The organism is Aequorivita sublithincola DSM 14238, assembly GCF_000265385.1.
Taxonomy (GTDB): domain Bacteria; phylum Bacteroidota; class Bacteroidia; order Flavobacteriales; family Flavobacteriaceae; genus Aequorivita; species Aequorivita sublithincola.
In genome coordinates, this window is sequence record NC_018013.1 from 354407 (window position 1) to 371741 (window position 17335).

Consider the following 17335-nt stretch of genomic DNA (forward strand, 5'->3'; position numbering starts at 1 on the left):
ACTGGAAAGACTCTTGCTGATTAAAGTATCTTTACGTTCCTAAAAACAACTCGTGCATCCAAAAAACCCCTTCAACAAAGACTATAATTTCGACAATCTTATAGCCGCACATCCGCCGCTAAAAACCTTCGTTTTTGAAAATGAACACGGTAATAAAACCGTAAAGTTCGCCAATCACGAAGCCGTAAAAGCGTTGAACACTGCCTTGCTACGAGCACATTACGGAATAACCTATTGGAACATTCCCGAAGACAATCTCTGTCCACCAATTCCTGGAAGGTTGGATTATTTGTTGCACATCGCAGATTTAACAAACAAAACCGAAATTCATTTGTTAGATGTCGGTACGGGTGCAAACCTCATCTACCCTATCTTGGCAAACCGTCATTTCAACTGGAAATGCACCGCTACCGAAGTAAATTTAGATTCGCTAAGCAATGCAAAGGAAATAATCGATAAAAACCCAGATTTAAAGGATATTGAATTACGACATCAACAATTCAAAAGTCATATTTTGGAACACATCATTCAACCAACAGATGTTTTTAATGTGGTTGTTTGCAATCCGCCATTCTTCAAAAACCGCACCGATGCTGAGCAAAGCAACCGCCGAAAATTCAAAAATTTAGAATTAAGTGAAGAAAGCACCAAGAATTTCGGAGGCTTGAGCAACGAGCTTTGGTACAAAGGTGGCGAAGTAGCATTCATCCAAAAGATGGCTGAAGAAAGCGTCCAATTTAAAGACCAAGCGCAATGGTTTACGGCTATCGTTTCACAAAATGACAACCTAAAAAAACTTAAAAGGGCAATAAATAAAACAAAACCCACTGAAGTAAGAATAGTTGAAATGGAACAGGGTAATAAGCAAAGCAGGTTTATTGCCTGGACTTTTCAATAAATCCACGTCTATCCTCTACCAACTAACTACTTTCTCTTCCTAAAAATATAACTCATCCAAACGGGATCATTATCATCAGAAACCACAGATTGGCGGTCCAAAAACTCCCAATCGTGAGCGTTCATATAATTGAGCAAGGTGGAAGTTTCTTCAATATCCTCAATTTCATCAATGGAAATGTTTTCTCCTTTTAAAGAAGCTTGTTCCTCCACTTTTATACGCTTCACCTTCCCGCGATTGTTGGCTTTTTGAACTACAATGATTTCAAGAAAATTGTACTTGGTTATTTCTTGGCAATAGCCTTCCACAGCAAACAAAAAGCAAAGAATAACTACTGAAAATGTGATACGTTTTTTCATGTTTTTAAATTTTAATGAAAAATACAATTATAATTTCGGGTAGCAAAAGGAGTTTTCGTAAACAAACCTGCTTCAACAAAAATCCTTTAATTTTGAGTTTTCATCAATATGCAATCAAAGGCAACAACTTTATTACAATATTTCAAAAATTCACCCGATTTAAAAATTAATTCGGAAGCATATCCTTTTGAAAATTTTAAGTTTTCAGATGAAAAAATTACTGAAAGTGAATTTGTTTTTCCGAAGAATTCAGTCCTCGGAATGCAAGCCGAAGCATGTTTTGAAGCATATTTAAAACAATCGAAAAACTATGAATTGTTGGCTGCAAATATTCAGATTAATGGTGAAATAGAAACTTTGGGCGAACTGGATTATATAGTTCGAAATCTCAAAACCGAAGAAATTGTTCACATAGAATTGGCCTGCAAGTTCTATTTATACGAGCAAAACGCCGACACTTCCGAAGAAGAAAAATGGATTGGCCCCAATAGAAAAGACACGCTATTTGACAAGTTGGAAAAGCTTAAGTTGAAACAATTTCCGTTGCTTTATAAAGACGAAACAATCCAAAAGTTGCAAACGCTCCACATCGAAATTCCAACTTCACAGCAATTATGTTTGAAAACCTTTTTATTTCTTCCGAAGAAAATGTCTGCTGAAAAATTTCCAAAGGCTTTTCACGATTGTATCGTTGGCTATTACATAAACTCAAGCCATTTTGAAAAAGATGAAACTGCTCTCTACGCAATTCCAAACAAAAAAGAATGGCTTCTACCAATTGATGAAATGAACAATTGGCACACTTTTTCAGAAACAAAACAATTGATTGAAACACAACTAAAAATAAAAAAGTCCCCTTTAATCTATAAAAAAACGCCCCATAACATAGAGCGTTTCTTTATAATTTGGTGGTAAACAATTCTAAATTCAGAATTCAGAATTATTTAAAATTGAAGAAAACGAATTATAGTATTAACGTCAAACTGCTATTGCCAACTGCTACTGAACCCTGATAACTCATTTCACCCCGTGCATATCTATTAAATACATCAAGCTGGCCATAGTTGCAGCTCCAAGTTCCAACTCGCGCTTGTTTACTTGATCGAACGTATCATTTTCTGAATGGTGAATGTCAAAATAGCGTTGTGAATCTGGTTGCAATCCAGCGAGAACAGTAATATTTTCTTTCATCGGACGAATATCTGCACCGCTATAACCTTCATCAAATAAATGAATTAAGTAAGGTCTAAAAAGTGGTTCCCAAGAGCGGATTTGTTGAGCGTTTGCAGCGTCGGTTTCAAGAGAGAATCCACGAGGTGTATAGCCGCCACTATCACTTTCTAAAGCGAAAACGTGTTTTTCATTTTTTCGTTTGGCTTCTTCGGCATATTTTAATCCGCCGCGAAGGCCGTTTTCTTCATTCATAAATAATACAACGCGAATGGTGTTTTTTGGCTTGTAGTTTAGCTTCTTGAATAGTCTTAAAACTTCCATACTTTGCACGCAGCCTGCGCCATCGTCTTGTGCGCCATCTGCTAAATCCCAACTGTCCAAATGGCCGCCAACTACCATAAATTTATTTGGGAATTGGCTTCCAGTAATTTCGCCAATAACATTGTAAGAAGCTACATCGTCCCAAGTTTTACAGTTTTGTTTAAAATAAAACTTAAGATTTGGCTTCAACTTTAAAAGCGTGCTAAGATATTCAGCGCCGTTGGTACTAATGGCCGCTGCAGGAATTCGTTGGTTGGCTGGAGCGTCGCCATAACTCATTGCGCCAGTATGTGGCGAATCGTCCATTTTGAGAGACAACGAACGCACCAAAACGCCTATCGCACCATATTTAGCAGCTTGTTCCGCCCCAGAATAACGCTGATTTGAAGCGCCTCCGTAGGCAGAACCTGTATGAATTAAATCTGCTTGCATTGGTCTGTTGAAGAAAACAATTTTTCCTTCAATTTTTTCTTTGCCTAATTTTTCCAATTCTTCAAAATTCTGAACTTCCACAACTTCAGCTTTGATGCCCAAGTTTGGAGTTGGCACCGAACCACCAAGTGCGCAAATGTTTGCTATCGTTTTTTCGCCTGCATCTCCTTCTATATATGCATATTCCTTAAAACCACGAGTCCATTTTGGAACCATTACGGGCTGTAGCCAAACTTTATCTAAACCAAGTTCTTTTAGTTCTGCTTCGGTATATTTTACGGCACTTTCGGCTTCAAAAGAACCCGAAAGTCTGCCGCCAATTTCGTTTGAAAGATAATCTAACCAATCATACGCTTTTCCATCGGTCAAGGCTGAATTATAAATCTTTTTCAGCATAATGGAATCCTGAACGGCGTTTTGTGAAATGCTTATAGTTGAAAAAAGCAGAAAGAAAATTAAGGTAGGGATTGGAAAGTTTTTCATTGAACTATTTTTAAAATGAATTGGTAATGAATGGATTCGCGAGGACTAAATTAATCATTTTTAAGTCGTTCGCGATATTCTGAAATCTTGGCTTTTATATCGTCATCCAATTCTGGTTCTTTAATGTCTTTGTATTTTTTGAGTTCTTGCAGCATAATTTCTGCGACAATAACACGAGCCGTTCTTTTATCGTCTGAAGGTATAAGATACCAAGGAGCGTTTGGTTTTGAAGTATGGTTTATCGCGTCTTCGTAACACTTTTGGTATTCGCTCCAAAGTTCGCGCTCGTCCAAATCTCCTGGAGAAAATTTCCAGTTTTTATCCGGTTTGTCCAAACGACGGAGTTGACGGTGCTTTTGTTCGTCTTTACTTAAGTTTAAAAAGAATTTGAAGATAATGGTTCCATTCTGCTGAATTGTCCTCTCAAAATCATTGATTTGTTGAAAACGTTTGTTCCAAAATTCATCGTCAATGTCTTCTAAACTGTTTACATCTGGCAAGTTTTCACCTAAAATATAATTTGGATGAACCCTTGTTACCAGTACGTTTTCATAATGCGTTCTATTGAAAACTCCAAATTTTCCGCGTTCGGGAAGTGCAATGTAATGTCTCCAAAGATAGTCGTGTCTTTTTTCTAAAGCTGTGGGAGTTTTGAAACTATGAACCACCACGCCACGCGCGTTAAAATCCTTAAAAACTTCACGAATTAAACTATCTTTTCCTGCAGTATCCATTCCTTGAAGGCATACCAAAACAGCATATTTGCCGTGGGCGTATAGTGTGTCTTGAAGTTTACCCAGCTTTTTGCGGGTGTCTTCTAATTGGTCCTCAAGTTCGTCTTTTGATGCATCTAGATCCCAAGTGGTTTTTGTACCATCTATTTTCAAGTTTTCAGAAACTTTGAAATCTTCTATTTTAACTTCTTTCATAATACTAATGCTAGTTTTTAAAATTAATTACGAAGCTTTTTAAGTCTGTCGAACTACTGAATACTGCCACTGAATAGTGATCACTTTATTTACTGGCAAATAATTTTACGTCTTCCACGCTAATTTCTTTTCCTCCAAGAATAATCATTCGTTCTACTACATTTCGCAATTCGCGGATGTTTCCCGTCCAATCGTATTCTTGTAATAATTTTATTGCTTTGTCTGAAAAATTCTTCTTTGCTGTTCCGTGTTCGCTGGAAATTTTTTCTGAAAAATATTCTACCAACAACGGTATATCATCACGACGGTCGTTTAATGACGGTACTTTTATAAGAATTACTGCCAGTCGATGGTACAAATCCTCCCGAAAACGACCTTCTTCTATTTCCTTTTTCAAGTTTTTATTGGTAGCGGTTATTACACGTACATCAACTTTTATGTCTTTGTCGCTCCCCACGCGTTGTACTTTGTTTTCCTGTAATGCTCGAAGTACTTTAGCTTGTGCGGAAAGGCTCATATCGCCCACTTCATCTAGAAAAATAGTTCCACCGTTTGCGGCTTCAAACTTACCCGCGCGATCTTTAATTGCTGAAGTAAACGCACCTTTTACGTGACCAAAAAGTTCGCTTTCAATCAACTCGCTTGGTATTGCGGCGCAGTTTACTTCTATCATTGGGCCGTTGCTGCGCTCGCTTTTTTGATGAAGCCAATGTGCCACTAATTCTTTTCCAGTTCCGTTGGGACCCGTAATCAAAACGCGGGCTTCGGTGGGCGCCACTTTTTCAATCATATCTTTTATCTTCTCTATTTCCAAAGACTCGCCTACCATTTCGTAGTTTTTGGAAACCTTCTTTTTAAGACGTGTGTTTTCAACAACCAACTCTTTCCGGTCTAAAGCAATACGGACGGTATTGAGTAAACGATTTAAATCTGGCGGTTTTGAAATATAATCAAAAGCGCCCATACGCATTGTGTTTACTGCAGTATCAAGATCTCCGTGGCCAGAAATCATAACCATTGGTATTTCAGGTTTTATCTTTTTTGTGGCTTCCAAAACTTCCACACCGTCCATTTTTGGCATTTTGATATCACAAAGCACAAGATCGAAATCTTCGTTTTTTATTATCTCCATACCAGCAAGACCGTCTTCAGCTTCAAAAACTTCGTAACCTTGGTTTTCTTCGGTAAGAATTTTTACCAAAACCCTTCTAATGGCTGCTTCGTCTTCTATAATAAGTATTCTATACATTTAATATTTGAATTTTAATCCTGCTCTAAAATAAGGCGAATTTTCGGTATTTATCTTATAAACCTTGTTACCATCGCCATCTTCCAAACGAAAATCTGTATAAACAGAATGTGCGGCATAACCATAAAACAACAAATGTTTGGTGAAAAAATGTTCGTAACCAAGACCCACCAACCCTAAAGTCATTTGGATGCTTTCTGCTACAGTACCATCTTCACCTTGATCTATAAGAGGCACAAAGTTTTGATGCAAGTTTGCATAAATATTGTCCAACGTGGCAAAAGCTTGAATTGCATCTTTATGCCCATCATTTAAATAATGCCTAATATTTGTTTTTGGAACCCCAAGGGTATACGTCCAATTGGGATGAAATTCTTTATAATAATTTATAAGCGGCAATGGGTAATTTCTTCCTGGAGTAGTGGAATAAGTAAGTCCCACAATTAAGCGATATGGTTTTTTGCCTTCTTCAGGATCTTTCTTTTTATCTTTAATGGCGTATGCTCCTACTTCATAAATATAATCATCGGTCTCTAAACTGCCATCAAAATCACTTTGAATTTTAATACCTGCCTTACCGCCAAAACGCCAGTCTTCAGTTTGCATCCACGTGTAGCCAACGTAAGCATCCATTTGCTGTGTTGAAGTTACCAAATTATTACCAAAAGAAATTACATCTAAATCATCCTTAATACTGATATCCACATAGCGATATTCAAAACCTACTACAAAGAAATTTTTCTTCTCTTTATTAATAGGAATAGGTGCCTGCACCAAGGCACGATAGCGATTTATAGAGTTGTCCGATTTTGAAAACGGAAGATTGAGATATTCTATACGCGCCAAATCTGTAGTTTGCGCAGACATGCCTAATGCAAAAAGCAAAAGTAACGATGTTAAAAAAACACTTCTTTTCATATTTTTCATTTTTTTTTAGATGTAATAAGCCGAATTCATAGCTTTAATCGGCATTGCAATTCCTTTAATATTTAAGCCATTTAAAAATTTCCTTATAGGTTGGTTTTTTGCCGTACATTAATATTCCTACGCGATAGATTTTGGCAGCAAACCACACCATTCCTATAAAAGTTCCAAAGAGAATTACTACCGAAACAATCTGTTGCCATATAGGTACACCAAAAGGAATACGCATTAACATTACAACAGGCGAAGTAAATGGAATATACGAGAATACCTGTGAAACGGTTCCGTGCGGATTATCCATAACTGTAAAAAAGCCTACATAAACTGCTAGAATGAGTGGCGTTAAAATAGGCATCATAAATTGTTGCGTGTCTGTTTCGCTATCAACGGCGGCGCCAACTGAAGCGTATAAAGATGCGTACAGCAAATAACCACCGACAAAGAAAAGGATAAACATTATAATTAAATTTGCGATTGGTAGATTGTTTATTTCCAACATAACATCTTGTAAAAGCTGTTGTGTGCCGCCATCTATACTATTTTCTATAACCTGCTGTGATGGAGAAGCCGCGGCGGGATCAATCCCAAAAATGGTGGTCACGGTGGTCATCAAAACCAATATTAAAACTATCCAAACCAAAACCTGTGAAATCCCTGCCAAAGTGGTTCCGAATATTTTCCCCAAAAGCAAAACTCGCGGTTTTACCGATGAAATGATAACTTCAATAACTCTGCTAGTTTTTTCTTCAATCACACTTCGCATTATCATATTGCCATAAATAATGATAAACATAAAAAGCAAATAACCCGCTGCAGCTCCAAATACAAGTTTCAGACCAGAACCTAATTTTGAGGTTTCCTTTCCTTTAAATGTTTCTTGATTGGCACTTATGTTTATGTGAAGGTTCTTAATTGTTTCAGAATCTATTCCAGCTTCTTTCAGCTTTAATGTATTCACTCTACTTTCCAACATTCTATTGATGTCACTCATCATTGAAAGCGATGGTGAATCTTCGGAATAAAAAGTAATTTTCTTTGAAAGATCTTCTAAATTTTCCGTTTTCGGAATGTATAATAATCCATAAAACTCATTGGTTTCCGCTTCCTTTTTTGCCTCATCCAAAGAAACATTTTGCAACATTTTGTACTGCGTATGTGGGGAACTTTTGAATTGATCTGCAAACAATCCACTTTCGTCCATTACCGAAATTGCACGAACCGTATCGCTATTCAAGCTTGATAAGTAAGCCACTAGCGCAAAAATTCCTGCAAAAATAAAGGGTGTTAAAAACGTCATTATAATGAACGACTTGTTGCGGACTTTAGTAAGGTATTCCCTTTTTATGATAAGCGGAAGATGGTTCATCGTGATTTAATTTTTTTGGATGGTTTCAATAAATATGTCGCTTGCAGATGGAATTACCTCCACAAAATGAGTTAGCTGCCCTTGCGAGGTCAAATAGCTTACAAAGTCGTTCGTTGAAACAGAATCTGGTACTTTTACTTTATACTGAAGTTCGTCGTTTATACTTTTGAAGGTTGCCGGAAAAATTTCAAACTGCTCCTTCAATAAAGCAGAGGTTGCCGCATGATTTGGCGTTATCAAACCAATTTCGAACATATTGCTTCGGTATTGGCGTTTTATATCTATCAATTTTCCGTCCAATATTTTGTTGGATTTATGAATTAGCGCAATGTGGTCGCACATTTCCTCTACAGATTCCATTCTATGAGTTGAGAAAATAACCGTTGCACCTTCATCACGAAGTTTTAGAATTTCATCTTTTATAAGGTTGGCGTTTATAGGATCAAAACCGCTGAAGGGTTCATCAAAAATTAGCAATTTTGGATTGTGAAGCACAGTAACCACAAACTGAATTTTCTGCGCCATCCCTTTAGAAAGCTCCTGAATTTTCTTGTCCCACCAATCTCCAATTTCCAAACGGTCAAACCAATATTTAAGCCGCGCTTTTGCTTCTTGTTTTGTAAGACCTTTTAGTTGCGCCAAGTAAAGTGCCTGCTCTCCTACTTTCATAGTTTTGTAGAGTCCGCGTTCTTCGGGTAAATATCCTATATATTGAATGTGATGCGGCTGAAGCGGTTCGCCATCCAAAATAATCGAGCCAGAATCGGGCATTGTTATTTGATTGATGATTCGGATTAAGGTCGTTTTTCCAGCGCCATTTGGCCCCAATAGTCCAAAAATGCTTCCTTTTTCTACTTCTATGGAAACGTTATTAAGCGCTGTATAATCACCGTAGACTTTGGAAACATTGTTAACCACTAAAAGTTTTTCCATAAATTTTGTTTGAAGTATGTAAATATATTGATTTGATAGGCGTGCTAGTGGAAAGAGGGCAAGATTTATGATTTTTTTAGAGAAAAGAAGAAAGAGGAAAGAAAAAAGACGGATGACGGGTGATGGATGATAGAAGACAGAAATCGTTGACAGTTGATAAAACAAAAAAAACTTTGAAAACTGGTGCGTATTCCCCCTTTGGGTTTAGGGATAAAAGCAAAACCCACCCAAGAAATTAATCTTGGGTGGGAAAAAAAATTGCTATGAAAAAGAAAAATTACCGCTTCTAAAGCGAAGCGACAATTCAAATATATGCATAATAATTAATTTAACGTTTGCTTAAGAGAACATATCTTTAACTTTTTCAAAAAATGACTTGTCTTCTTTTTCAGGTTTCGGCTGAAAGTGGTCGTCGTCACTCATTTTTTCGAAAAATTCTCTCTGTTCTTTTGAAAGGGATTTAGGAGTCCAAACATTTACATGAACCAGCAAATCACCATTTCCATACCCATTAATGCTAGGAATTCCTTTGTTGCGAAGTCTTAAAATTTTTCCGCTTTGAGCGCCATTTTCAATTTTAATGCGAACTTTTCCTGTAACAGTTTCTATTTCCTTCGAAGTTCCTAGCACCGCTTCAGATATGCTTATGTATAAATCATAATGAAGATTATCGCCTTCACGCTGAAGTGTTTCGTGTGGTTTCTCTTCAATGGCTACCAAGAGATCTCCAGGAATTCCGTTGCCTGGCGCATCGTTTCCTTTTCCAGAAACTTTAAGCTGCATACCATCCACAACGCCCGCTGGAATTTTGATTGAAACGGTTTCTTCGCTAACCAACATTCCTTCAGCATCTGCGTTTGCAGGTTTTGAATCTACAATCTGACCCAATCCACCACACGCACTACACGTGGCCGAAGTTTGCATACGCCCTAAAATTGTATTCTGAATTCGGGTTACTTGTCCGTGTCCATTACAAGTAGAACAGGTTTTATAAGTAGTTCCTTGGGCAAGTTTTTTACGTTTTACTTTTATCTTTTTATCTACGCCATTGGCTATTTCTTCCAAAGAAAGTTGCACGCGAATACGCAAGTTGCTTCCCTTTACAGTTCTGCGTCCTCCGCCTCCACCGAAGCCTCCTCCGCCAAAGCCGCCACCAAAAGCACCTCCAAAAATATCTCCAAACTGGCTGAAAATGTCGTCCATGTTCATTCCGCCGCCGCCGCCAAAACCACCGCCACCATCAAAAGCACGATGACCAAATTGGTCATAACGAGAACGTTTATTTGGGTCGCTGAGCACTTCATAAGCCTCCGCCGCCTTTTTAAACATCCCTTCAGCTTCGTGGTCGCCCGGGTTTTTATCTGGGTGATATTGAATCGCCTTTTTTCGGTATGCCTTTTTTATTTCGGCTGCCGAAGCGCTTTTAGAGATTTCTAAAATTTCGTAATAATCTTCCTTCATATTTTATTGTCCTATAACCACTTTTGGATAGCGGATTATTTTGTCGCCTAGAGTATATCCTTTTTCAACAACGTCTATAATTTTACCTTTTAGTTTCTTCTCAGGAGCTGGAATTTGTGTGATGGCTTCGTGCGAATCTGCATCAAAAGTATCACCAGGTTTAACCTCCATTAATTGCAATCCCTTTGCTTTAAGGGTTTCGCGTAATTTATTATTGATTAGCTCCACTCCTTTAAAGTGATTGTCGCCTTCCATTTTATCAATTTCCTTCAAGGCGCGTTCAAAATCGTCCAGAATTGGTAACATGGAAACCACGACATCTTCTCCAGCGGTTTTAAACATTTCCATGCGCTCGCGAGAAGTACGTTTTTTATAGTTTTCAAATTCAGCGAAAAGACGCAAATAGCGATCTTTTTCGCGTTCAAATTCGTTTTGCAATTCAGAAAGGGCGTCGGTTACGTTTTCTTCAGCAATTTCTTGTTCGTTTATTTCTGCATTTTCAAAGCCTTCATCTTGGAAGTTTTCTTCGAATTTATCGTTTTTGCTCATAATAGCGTTTCTTTCAATTTTTTCTGAAGGGAGCAAAAGTACTGCCATTTGTGCTAAATTGTCAAAATGTCACAGGGTTTAATTTAATAATTCTTTAAGAGTATTTATTTTGTTAACGCCTATGTTTGCACCTCGAAACAAAAACCAAAATTTATGAAATTTACATTTTTAAAAATTACTTTAATGGCTTTTATTACAGTAGGTACTTTTTCTTGCAAAAACACAGAAAAAGAAGCCGAAATGACTGCAGAAGAAGCTGCCGAAGCAACTGAAATGGCTACAGAATATACTGTAGATACTGCTGCATCGCAAATCATGTGGGAAGGCGCTAAACCAACAGGTAAGCATAACGGAACCATTAAACTTGCTTCTGGAACTATTCATCTTAACGAAGGGAAGGCTGAAGCTGGAAACTTTGTGATTGACATGAACACTATCAACGATGAAGATCTTGAAGGTGAGGATAAAGCAAATTTGGAAGCACATCTTAAAGGTACTGTTGAAGGAAAGGAAGGCGATTTTTTCCACGTTAAAGAATTTCCAACTGCAAAATTTGAAATGACAAGCATTGAGAACAACGTGGTAAAAGGAAACTTGACCATAAAAGATAAAACGAATGCTATTGAATTTCCTGCAACCGTAACTATGGAAGGCGACAAAATGATGATGAAAAGTGAAGCTTTTGAAATTGACAGAACCAAATGGGGCGTGAATTACGGATCAAAATCTGTATTCCCAAGCTTGGGTGATAAATTTATCAATGACATTATGATAATCACTGTTTCTTTGGTTGCTAACAAAGCGTAACTAAGAATAATATTATTTAGATAGGGAGGCAAATTTGCCTCCCTATTTTGTTTACAGTAAGTCCTGCAAAGCGTTTTCCAAGTTGTAAAACTTGAATTGATAACCTAATTGCTCAATTTTTTGGGAACTGACCAATTGTCCTTCCAAGACCAAAACGGACATTTCTCCCAACAAAAGTTTTAATGCGAAAGCTGGAATATTTGGCATCCATAGCGGATTGTCAAATTTAGCTGCAATCATCTTCGTCATCTTTTTATTTTGAACAGGGTTAGGAGCAACTGCGTTGTATTTTCCTTCTAATTGATTTTTAAGAAGAAAAAGGTAAATCCCTGCAATATCCTGAATGTGAATCCAAGATTGCCATTGTTCGCCGCTTCCTAATGGTGCTCCGACTCCAAGTTTGATGGGTTTTACTAATTTTGGTAAAGCGCCTTCTTCTTTCGCCAAAACAACACCAGTACGTACTTTACTAACTTCCATACCAGAATTTTTAAATTTTGCAGCTGCAGCTTCCCAAGCGACTACAACTTCTGCCAAAAAAGTATCGTCCACCTCGGTATCTTCTTCAGTGTAGAGTTTTGTTTTAGAGTTTGGATAAATACTCACACCGCTTGCAGTAATAAAATGTACAATGTTGTGATCTATATTTTGAAGAGTTTCATATAATAGATTTATAGTTTTTACTCTGCTATTAAGAATGACTTTTTTATATTTTTTTGTCCAGTGTTTGGATATGGAGGCACCTACCAAATTAACAATTGCGGTAACGTCCTTAAAAGCATTTAAATCTATTTCACCCTTCTTCGGATTCCAATAAAATCCTTTATAATTTTCTGAAGTTTCAATTTTTTCTTTGCTGGTTGTGAGGTAATTAACCGCAATTCCTTCACCATGACATTGCTTTATCAACTCACTCCCAATAAGCCCTGTAGCTCCTGTTATCAACACTTTCTTAATCATAAACCTAAATTTAGAACTTCAAAAGTGAACGGCAAAGGGTGTTAACGGAAGATTGTGAATTCGGTAATTCGGGATTCGGTTATTCGGGATTGGTGAATTCGGGATTGGTTGCGAGACCAGAAGAATTGTTATTTAGAAATTTTGAACATTAAACCTCGTTTTACTGTGATTGTGAACTGCGACTGCCAACTGTAACTGTGACTGCTAACTCTTTTTAGTCGCTCTCATCATTTCCTTTTTTCCGGGAGGGCCAGGAAGACGTTCTACAGTAAAACCTACGGCTTGCATTGCTCGGCGTGCGTTTCCGTTGGCGGCATAGGTTACCAAAACTCCATTGGGTTTTAAGGAATTGTACATTTTTTGAAATATCTCTTCGGTCCAAAGTTCGGGCTGTACACGAATTCCGAAGGCGTCAAAATAGATTAGATTGAAACTATTTTCAGCGTTTATTTCTGAAAAAAGCTGCTGGTTTTTTGTCAGTCGTAAATTTTCTGAAATGGAGTGGTTTTCTTCCCAAGTACTATTGTGAAGCTGTAAAAAAATTTCTTCAGATGCATTTAAAAGTGAAGCGTAATTAAGTGATTGAATTTCATCTAAACCTAATGGATATGCCTCTACGCCAGTATAGTTAATTATGAAATTACTTTTTTCAGCTTCTAAAAAAGTGAGAAAAGCATTCAAACCTGTTCCAAAACCAATTTCCATTATCGCAATTTCAGTGGATTCATTTTTTGCAACCCAATAATGAAGTCCTTCCTTTATAAAAACGTGAAGAGCTTCGGCTATTGCGCCGTGCTTGGAATGATATTGTTCATCCCATTCAGCAATATGCAAGGTATAAGAACCGTCGCCAGTTTTTAATAAAGTGCGTTTCAAAAAAAATTATTGTTTTTCTATTTCAGGAATAAGTACGCCATCGGCTTCAAAAGCAAGGGTACGCTTTGGCTCGGTGATAGCGGCTATTTCTTCTGCAGTTTTCCCACCATCTTCTGCGTAGTGGCGCTGGTCTTCAACGCTCATTTCTTCAACATAAGCCTTTCCGTTTACAATGATTTCTTGACCTGCAATATCTTTCGGCATAAAGAAACCGTAATCTTTAAAACGTACCATTGCTTCGTCATCGCCCATACCTACTTTCATCCAACAACCTTTTTTTTGGCAAACCTCTTTTACGTTCGTTGCAAATTTTAAATTTACAGTATCTCCAGGTTTAAGCGATTTGTATTTTTCTACAATTTCTTCTTTAGACAAAACGTTTTCATCAGTAATTTCGTCACCAAAAGTTTGATAGTTTATAGCGATTTCTTCAGCTTCCACAACAGTCTTTTCATCGGATTTTTCGTTTTTACAACTGAAAATGATTATTGAAAGTGCAAGTATGTAGAGAATATTTTTCATCTTAAAAAAATTTAATAAATTATTGATTAATACGTGATTGCAAGTTTAATAATTTTTTGAATTTTATATGGTCTAAATTTTCCCTATTTTTACAAAATAAACACTTAATTTAATGAATACTTCAGCCACGCAAAAAATGGATATACAAAAAGTTGAATCTTCCAGAATTGGACAAGTAGATTTTGACAATCTTACTTTTGGAAGCACCTTTAGCGACCATATGTTTGAGTGTGATTATAAAGATGGCGCTTGGCAAAACCCAACAATTAGGCCTTATGGAAATTTATCAATTTCTCCTGGAGCAAAAGTTTTTCATTATGGTCAAGCCGTTTTTGAAGGAATGAAAGCCTACAAGGACGACCAAGGGAAAATTTGGTTGTTTAGACCTGAAGAAAATTTTGAAAGAATAAATAAGTCTTCAAAAAGAATGGCGATTCCAGAATTTCCGCATGATCTTTTCTTTGAAGCTTTGACAACGTTGGTTAAAATGGACAAGGAATGGGTTAAATCTGGACTTGGCAATTCACTTTACATTCGTCCATTTGTAATGGCTACTCAAGTTGGTGTTTCTGCATCACCATCTACAGATTATAAGTTTATGATTTTGACGGCCCCTGCACAGGCCTATTATACAGGCGATGTGAAAGTTATTGTTGCAGATCATTACAGTCGTTCTGCCAACGGTGGCGTGGGTGCTGCAAAAGCCGCAGGAAACTATGGCGCACAGTTTTACCCAACCAATTTGGCACGCGAAAAAGGATTTCAACAAGTAATCTGGACAGACGATAGCGAGCACAAATATTTGGAAGAAGCTGGCACGATGAATGTGTTTTTCAGAATAAATGATACTTTACTAACCGCTCCTGTAAGCGATAGAATTTTGGACGGCGTAACACGAAAAAGTGTAATAGACTTAGCCAAACATAATAATATAGACGTTGACGTACGCCCAGTTTTAGTTTCAGAATTAGTTGAAGCCGCTAAAAACGGAAGTCTAAAAGAAATTTTCGGAGCTGGAACAGCCGCCGTAATTAGTCCTGTAAGTGCATTTAGCCATAAAGACGTGGTTTATGAACTTACCAAACCAGAAGACAGTTTTTCTACTCGTTTTAAGAAAGAACTAATGGATATTCAGCATAACATTGGTGAAGATCCATACGGGTGGAGGTTTGAAGTTTTGTGAAAAACAAAACTTAAATCCCAAAAACTACAAGAATCAAATTCCAAATAAAAAACAAATTCCAAATTCCAAAAGGTCTGACTTTTGGAGTTTTATTTCTCAAGTATCTCTTTAATTTTCGGTTTAAAATAATTTGGTCCTTTTAAAACCTTTCCGTCTTCTCGGTAAATTGGTTTTCCATCCTCACCTAATTTACTCATATTGCTTCGCTGAATTTCGTTGAAAACTTCTTCAATTTTATGCTGCATTCCGTGTTCAATTATGGTTCCGCAGAGAATGTAGAGCATATCGCCTAAGGCATCGGCAACCTCAACCAAGTCTTCGTTGTTGGCGGCTTCTAGGTATTCTTCATTTTCTTCGCGCATTAATTCATAACGCAAAAGGTTTTTATTGATTCCAAGTTTGGCAGTTGGGGTTTCATTCATTCCAAGACCAAAAGCTTTGTGAAATTCAGAAACTGCGGCGATTTTATTTTTCATAACAATTTTTTTTTACTAGACTTAAGGGAGGCAAGAACCAAGAATCAAGACAGTTTTGGGTGAATTTTAGGAATTGTTGTGTTTCATTTAAGTCTCGTTTCCTGTTTAATCTCTATTTTTACAGCCATAAAATTACAAAATTATGTTCACTACCGGCCAGTTGGTTTTTGCTATTATTGTTTTTGTTGCCTTCATCATTCTTATGGTTTTTAGTTATATGGGTGATAAGAAACTTCACAAAAAACAGTATAAAGGCAGTATTTGGGTATTGATTGGTTTTATAATTTTTGTGGGATTATTATTGGCTTTAAAATCTTATTTAAAGCATTAATTATTTCTTTGTTCTTAATTGAACATCAAACAAATAATAGGTTCTCTAAAATCTTCTCTTTAAATTAGAACAATTAAAGTGTTTTAGAAATAGTAAACATACCTCCTATTGGATGGGTTTTATTTTAAATATTTTGAAGATTTTCATTCACTGTACCAACAACCAAAACTAAAAACTTATGAAAAAATTAATCTCACTCTTTACACACTATTAATCGTAGTACTATTCCAAAGCTGTTATACTTCTCCCGAAATAAGTTGTGACGATTGCCAGAAAATATAACATACACAAATACCATCCCAAAATAGACCCGAGGATATAGTTTGAGTTTTTAATTCGTTTGAATGTAAGGTAAATGAGACTAGTGGCTCGCAATTTAAAATTAAGCCCGATATTTCAAAACGAATATGGTTTTTAATTAATAACAAGGAAATATTATTAGAAATATTACAATCTGGAACCAGCGATAGGCTTGTGATTAATCCTGCTCTAAAATCAATTGAATTATAGAAAGATAGTCTTTCAAATTATTTAAAAAATACAATCCAAAAGAAAGTTTTTACTCAATATATATTTACGATAAAAATTATTCAAAAGATGAAGCTGAAATTAAAAAGTAATAAATGATGATTTAAGCCAGTATGATTTCACGAATAATTATGATGAATGTCTCGATAGAATTGAAGAAGAAATACTTTAAAATCTAATCATACTTTTAAATTATCTCTGTGAGAACTCTCCATTAGAAGAGGTACTAAACGCTATAAAGGCCGTCGCAGAAGACAATACAATTTTCGACACTGCGATAGACCTTTCGTTTTTGGATGCGGATTCCCAATCTTCGGAGAAAAAACCAATTTTGTATAAAAGCGAGCGGGAAATATTGGAAATACATTGGCCAAGGAAAATCCACTAGCGAGATTGCTCAATTGCGCTTCACGGCAGTTTCCACCGCGGAAAAGCACCGAAAGAATATAATACACAAACTAGGACTTTCAAGTAAGGGAGAATTGTTTCGGTATGCTGTGGATAGAAAGTATAAATTTTAGATAATCTGCTTACAAACAAATTTTAAAAATACCCCCCAAAGGGTATTTTTTTTA

The 17335-nt window shown here is 36.6% G+C and carries 19 protein-coding genes; 6 read left to right on the forward strand and 13 right to left on the reverse strand.

The window, feature by feature from the left end:
* Positions 1-52: 52 nt before the first annotated feature.
* Complete coding sequence (rlmF, locus tag AEQSU_RS01725) at positions 53-898, forward strand: 23S rRNA (adenine(1618)-N(6))-methyltransferase RlmF (RefSeq protein ID WP_014781126.1); 846 nt, start codon at positions 53-55, stop codon at positions 896-898.
* A 26-nt stretch (positions 899-924) separates the two neighbouring features.
* On the opposite strand, the gene AEQSU_RS01730 is transcribed toward rlmF, so the two are convergent.
* Complete coding sequence (locus AEQSU_RS01730) at positions 925-1257, reverse strand: hypothetical protein (protein ID WP_014781127.1); 333 nt, start codon at positions 1255-1257, stop codon at positions 925-927.
* 108 nt (positions 1258-1365) lie between these two features.
* On the opposite strand from AEQSU_RS01730, the gene AEQSU_RS01735 reads away from it, so the two are divergent.
* Positions 1366-2172: a DUF1853 family protein gene (locus AEQSU_RS01735; RefSeq protein ID WP_014781128.1), complete on the forward strand. Its 807-nt coding sequence runs from the start codon at positions 1366-1368 to the stop codon at positions 2170-2172.
* A gap of 102 nt (positions 2173-2274) precedes the next feature.
* Here AEQSU_RS01735 and AEQSU_RS01740 read toward each other — a convergent pair whose 3' ends face one another.
* The 8 genes from AEQSU_RS01740 to AEQSU_RS01775 form a co-directional block, all read right to left on the reverse strand.
* Complete coding sequence (locus AEQSU_RS01740) at positions 2275-3666, reverse strand: M20/M25/M40 family metallo-hydrolase (RefSeq protein ID WP_014781129.1); 1392 nt, start codon at positions 3664-3666, stop codon at positions 2275-2277.
* 50 nt (positions 3667-3716) lie between these two features.
* Complete coding sequence (locus AEQSU_RS01745) at positions 3717-4595, reverse strand: PPK2 family polyphosphate kinase (RefSeq protein ID WP_014781130.1); 879 nt, start codon at positions 4593-4595, stop codon at positions 3717-3719.
* An 85-nt stretch (positions 4596-4680) separates the two neighbouring features.
* Positions 4681-5844, reverse strand: a complete 1164-nt coding sequence (locus AEQSU_RS01750; protein WP_014781131.1) for a sigma-54-dependent transcriptional regulator — start codon at positions 5842-5844, stop codon at positions 4681-4683.
* Positions 5845-6762, reverse strand: coding sequence for a hypothetical protein (locus tag AEQSU_RS01755; protein WP_245529105.1), 918 nt, complete (start codon positions 6760-6762; stop codon positions 5845-5847).
* A 64-nt stretch (positions 6763-6826) separates the two neighbouring features.
* Positions 6827-8134, reverse strand: coding sequence for an ABC transporter permease (locus AEQSU_RS01760; protein WP_014781133.1), 1308 nt, complete (start codon positions 8132-8134; stop codon positions 6827-6829).
* A 6-nt stretch (positions 8135-8140) separates the two neighbouring features.
* Positions 8141-9067: an ABC transporter ATP-binding protein gene (locus AEQSU_RS01765; protein WP_014781134.1), complete on the reverse strand. Its 927-nt coding sequence runs from the start codon at positions 9065-9067 to the stop codon at positions 8141-8143.
* 339 nt (positions 9068-9406) lie between these two features.
* Positions 9407-10528, reverse strand: coding sequence for a molecular chaperone DnaJ (gene dnaJ, locus AEQSU_RS01770; RefSeq protein ID WP_014781135.1), 1122 nt, complete (start codon positions 10526-10528; stop codon positions 9407-9409).
* 3 nt (positions 10529-10531) lie between these two features.
* Positions 10532-11125: a nucleotide exchange factor GrpE gene (locus AEQSU_RS01775; RefSeq protein WP_014781136.1), complete on the reverse strand. Its 594-nt coding sequence runs from the start codon at positions 11123-11125 to the stop codon at positions 10532-10534.
* Between the two features lie 105 nt (positions 11126-11230).
* Here AEQSU_RS01775 and AEQSU_RS01780 point away from each other — a divergent pair, with 105 nt between their 5' ends.
* Positions 11231-11884, forward strand: a complete 654-nt coding sequence (locus AEQSU_RS01780; protein ID WP_042491547.1) for a YceI family protein — start codon at positions 11231-11233, stop codon at positions 11882-11884.
* Positions 11885-11935: 51 nt separating this feature from the next.
* Here AEQSU_RS01780 and AEQSU_RS01785 read toward each other — a convergent pair whose 3' ends face one another.
* From AEQSU_RS01785 to AEQSU_RS01795, 3 genes are all read right to left on the reverse strand, one after another.
* Positions 11936-12844: a TIGR01777 family oxidoreductase gene (locus tag AEQSU_RS01785; protein ID WP_014781138.1), complete on the reverse strand. Its 909-nt coding sequence runs from the start codon at positions 12842-12844 to the stop codon at positions 11936-11938.
* Between the two features lie 204 nt (positions 12845-13048).
* On the reverse strand, positions 13049-13720 hold the full coding sequence (gene mnmC2 / locus AEQSU_RS01790) for a tRNA (5-methylaminomethyl-2-thiouridine)(34)-methyltransferase MnmC2 (RefSeq protein ID WP_014781139.1): 672 nt from the start codon (positions 13718-13720) through the stop codon (positions 13049-13051).
* A gap of 6 nt (positions 13721-13726) precedes the next feature.
* The gene (locus AEQSU_RS01795; protein WP_014781140.1) at positions 13727-14242 is read right to left on the reverse strand and encodes a DUF4920 domain-containing protein; all 516 of its coding nucleotides are present in this window, start codon (positions 14240-14242) and stop codon (positions 13727-13729) included.
* Positions 14243-14354: 112 nt separating this feature from the next.
* Here AEQSU_RS01795 and AEQSU_RS01800 point away from each other — a divergent pair, with 112 nt between their 5' ends.
* A complete protein-coding gene (locus AEQSU_RS01800) occupies positions 14355-15425 on the forward strand; it encodes a branched-chain amino acid aminotransferase (RefSeq protein WP_014781141.1) in 1071 nt (356 codons plus the stop codon).
* A gap of 89 nt (positions 15426-15514) precedes the next feature.
* Here the strand turns inward: AEQSU_RS01800 and AEQSU_RS01805 are convergent, their stop codons facing one another.
* Positions 15515-15901 (reverse strand): pyrophosphohydrolase domain-containing protein, encoded by a 387-nt coding sequence (locus tag AEQSU_RS01805; protein ID WP_014781142.1) that lies wholly within the window; start codon positions 15899-15901, stop codon positions 15515-15517.
* A gap of 142 nt (positions 15902-16043) precedes the next feature.
* Between AEQSU_RS01805 and AEQSU_RS01810 the strand changes: the two genes are divergently transcribed.
* Both AEQSU_RS01810 and AEQSU_RS01815 read left to right on the forward strand, forming a co-directional pair.
* Positions 16044-16232 (forward strand): hypothetical protein, encoded by a 189-nt coding sequence (locus AEQSU_RS01810; protein ID WP_014781143.1) that lies wholly within the window; start codon positions 16044-16046, stop codon positions 16230-16232.
* Positions 16233-17056: 824 nt separating this feature from the next.
* The gene (locus AEQSU_RS01815; protein ID WP_052309010.1) at positions 17057-17281 is read left to right on the forward strand and encodes a response regulator transcription factor; all 225 of its coding nucleotides are present in this window, start codon (positions 17057-17059) and stop codon (positions 17279-17281) included.
* Positions 17282-17335 lie beyond the last annotated feature (54 nt).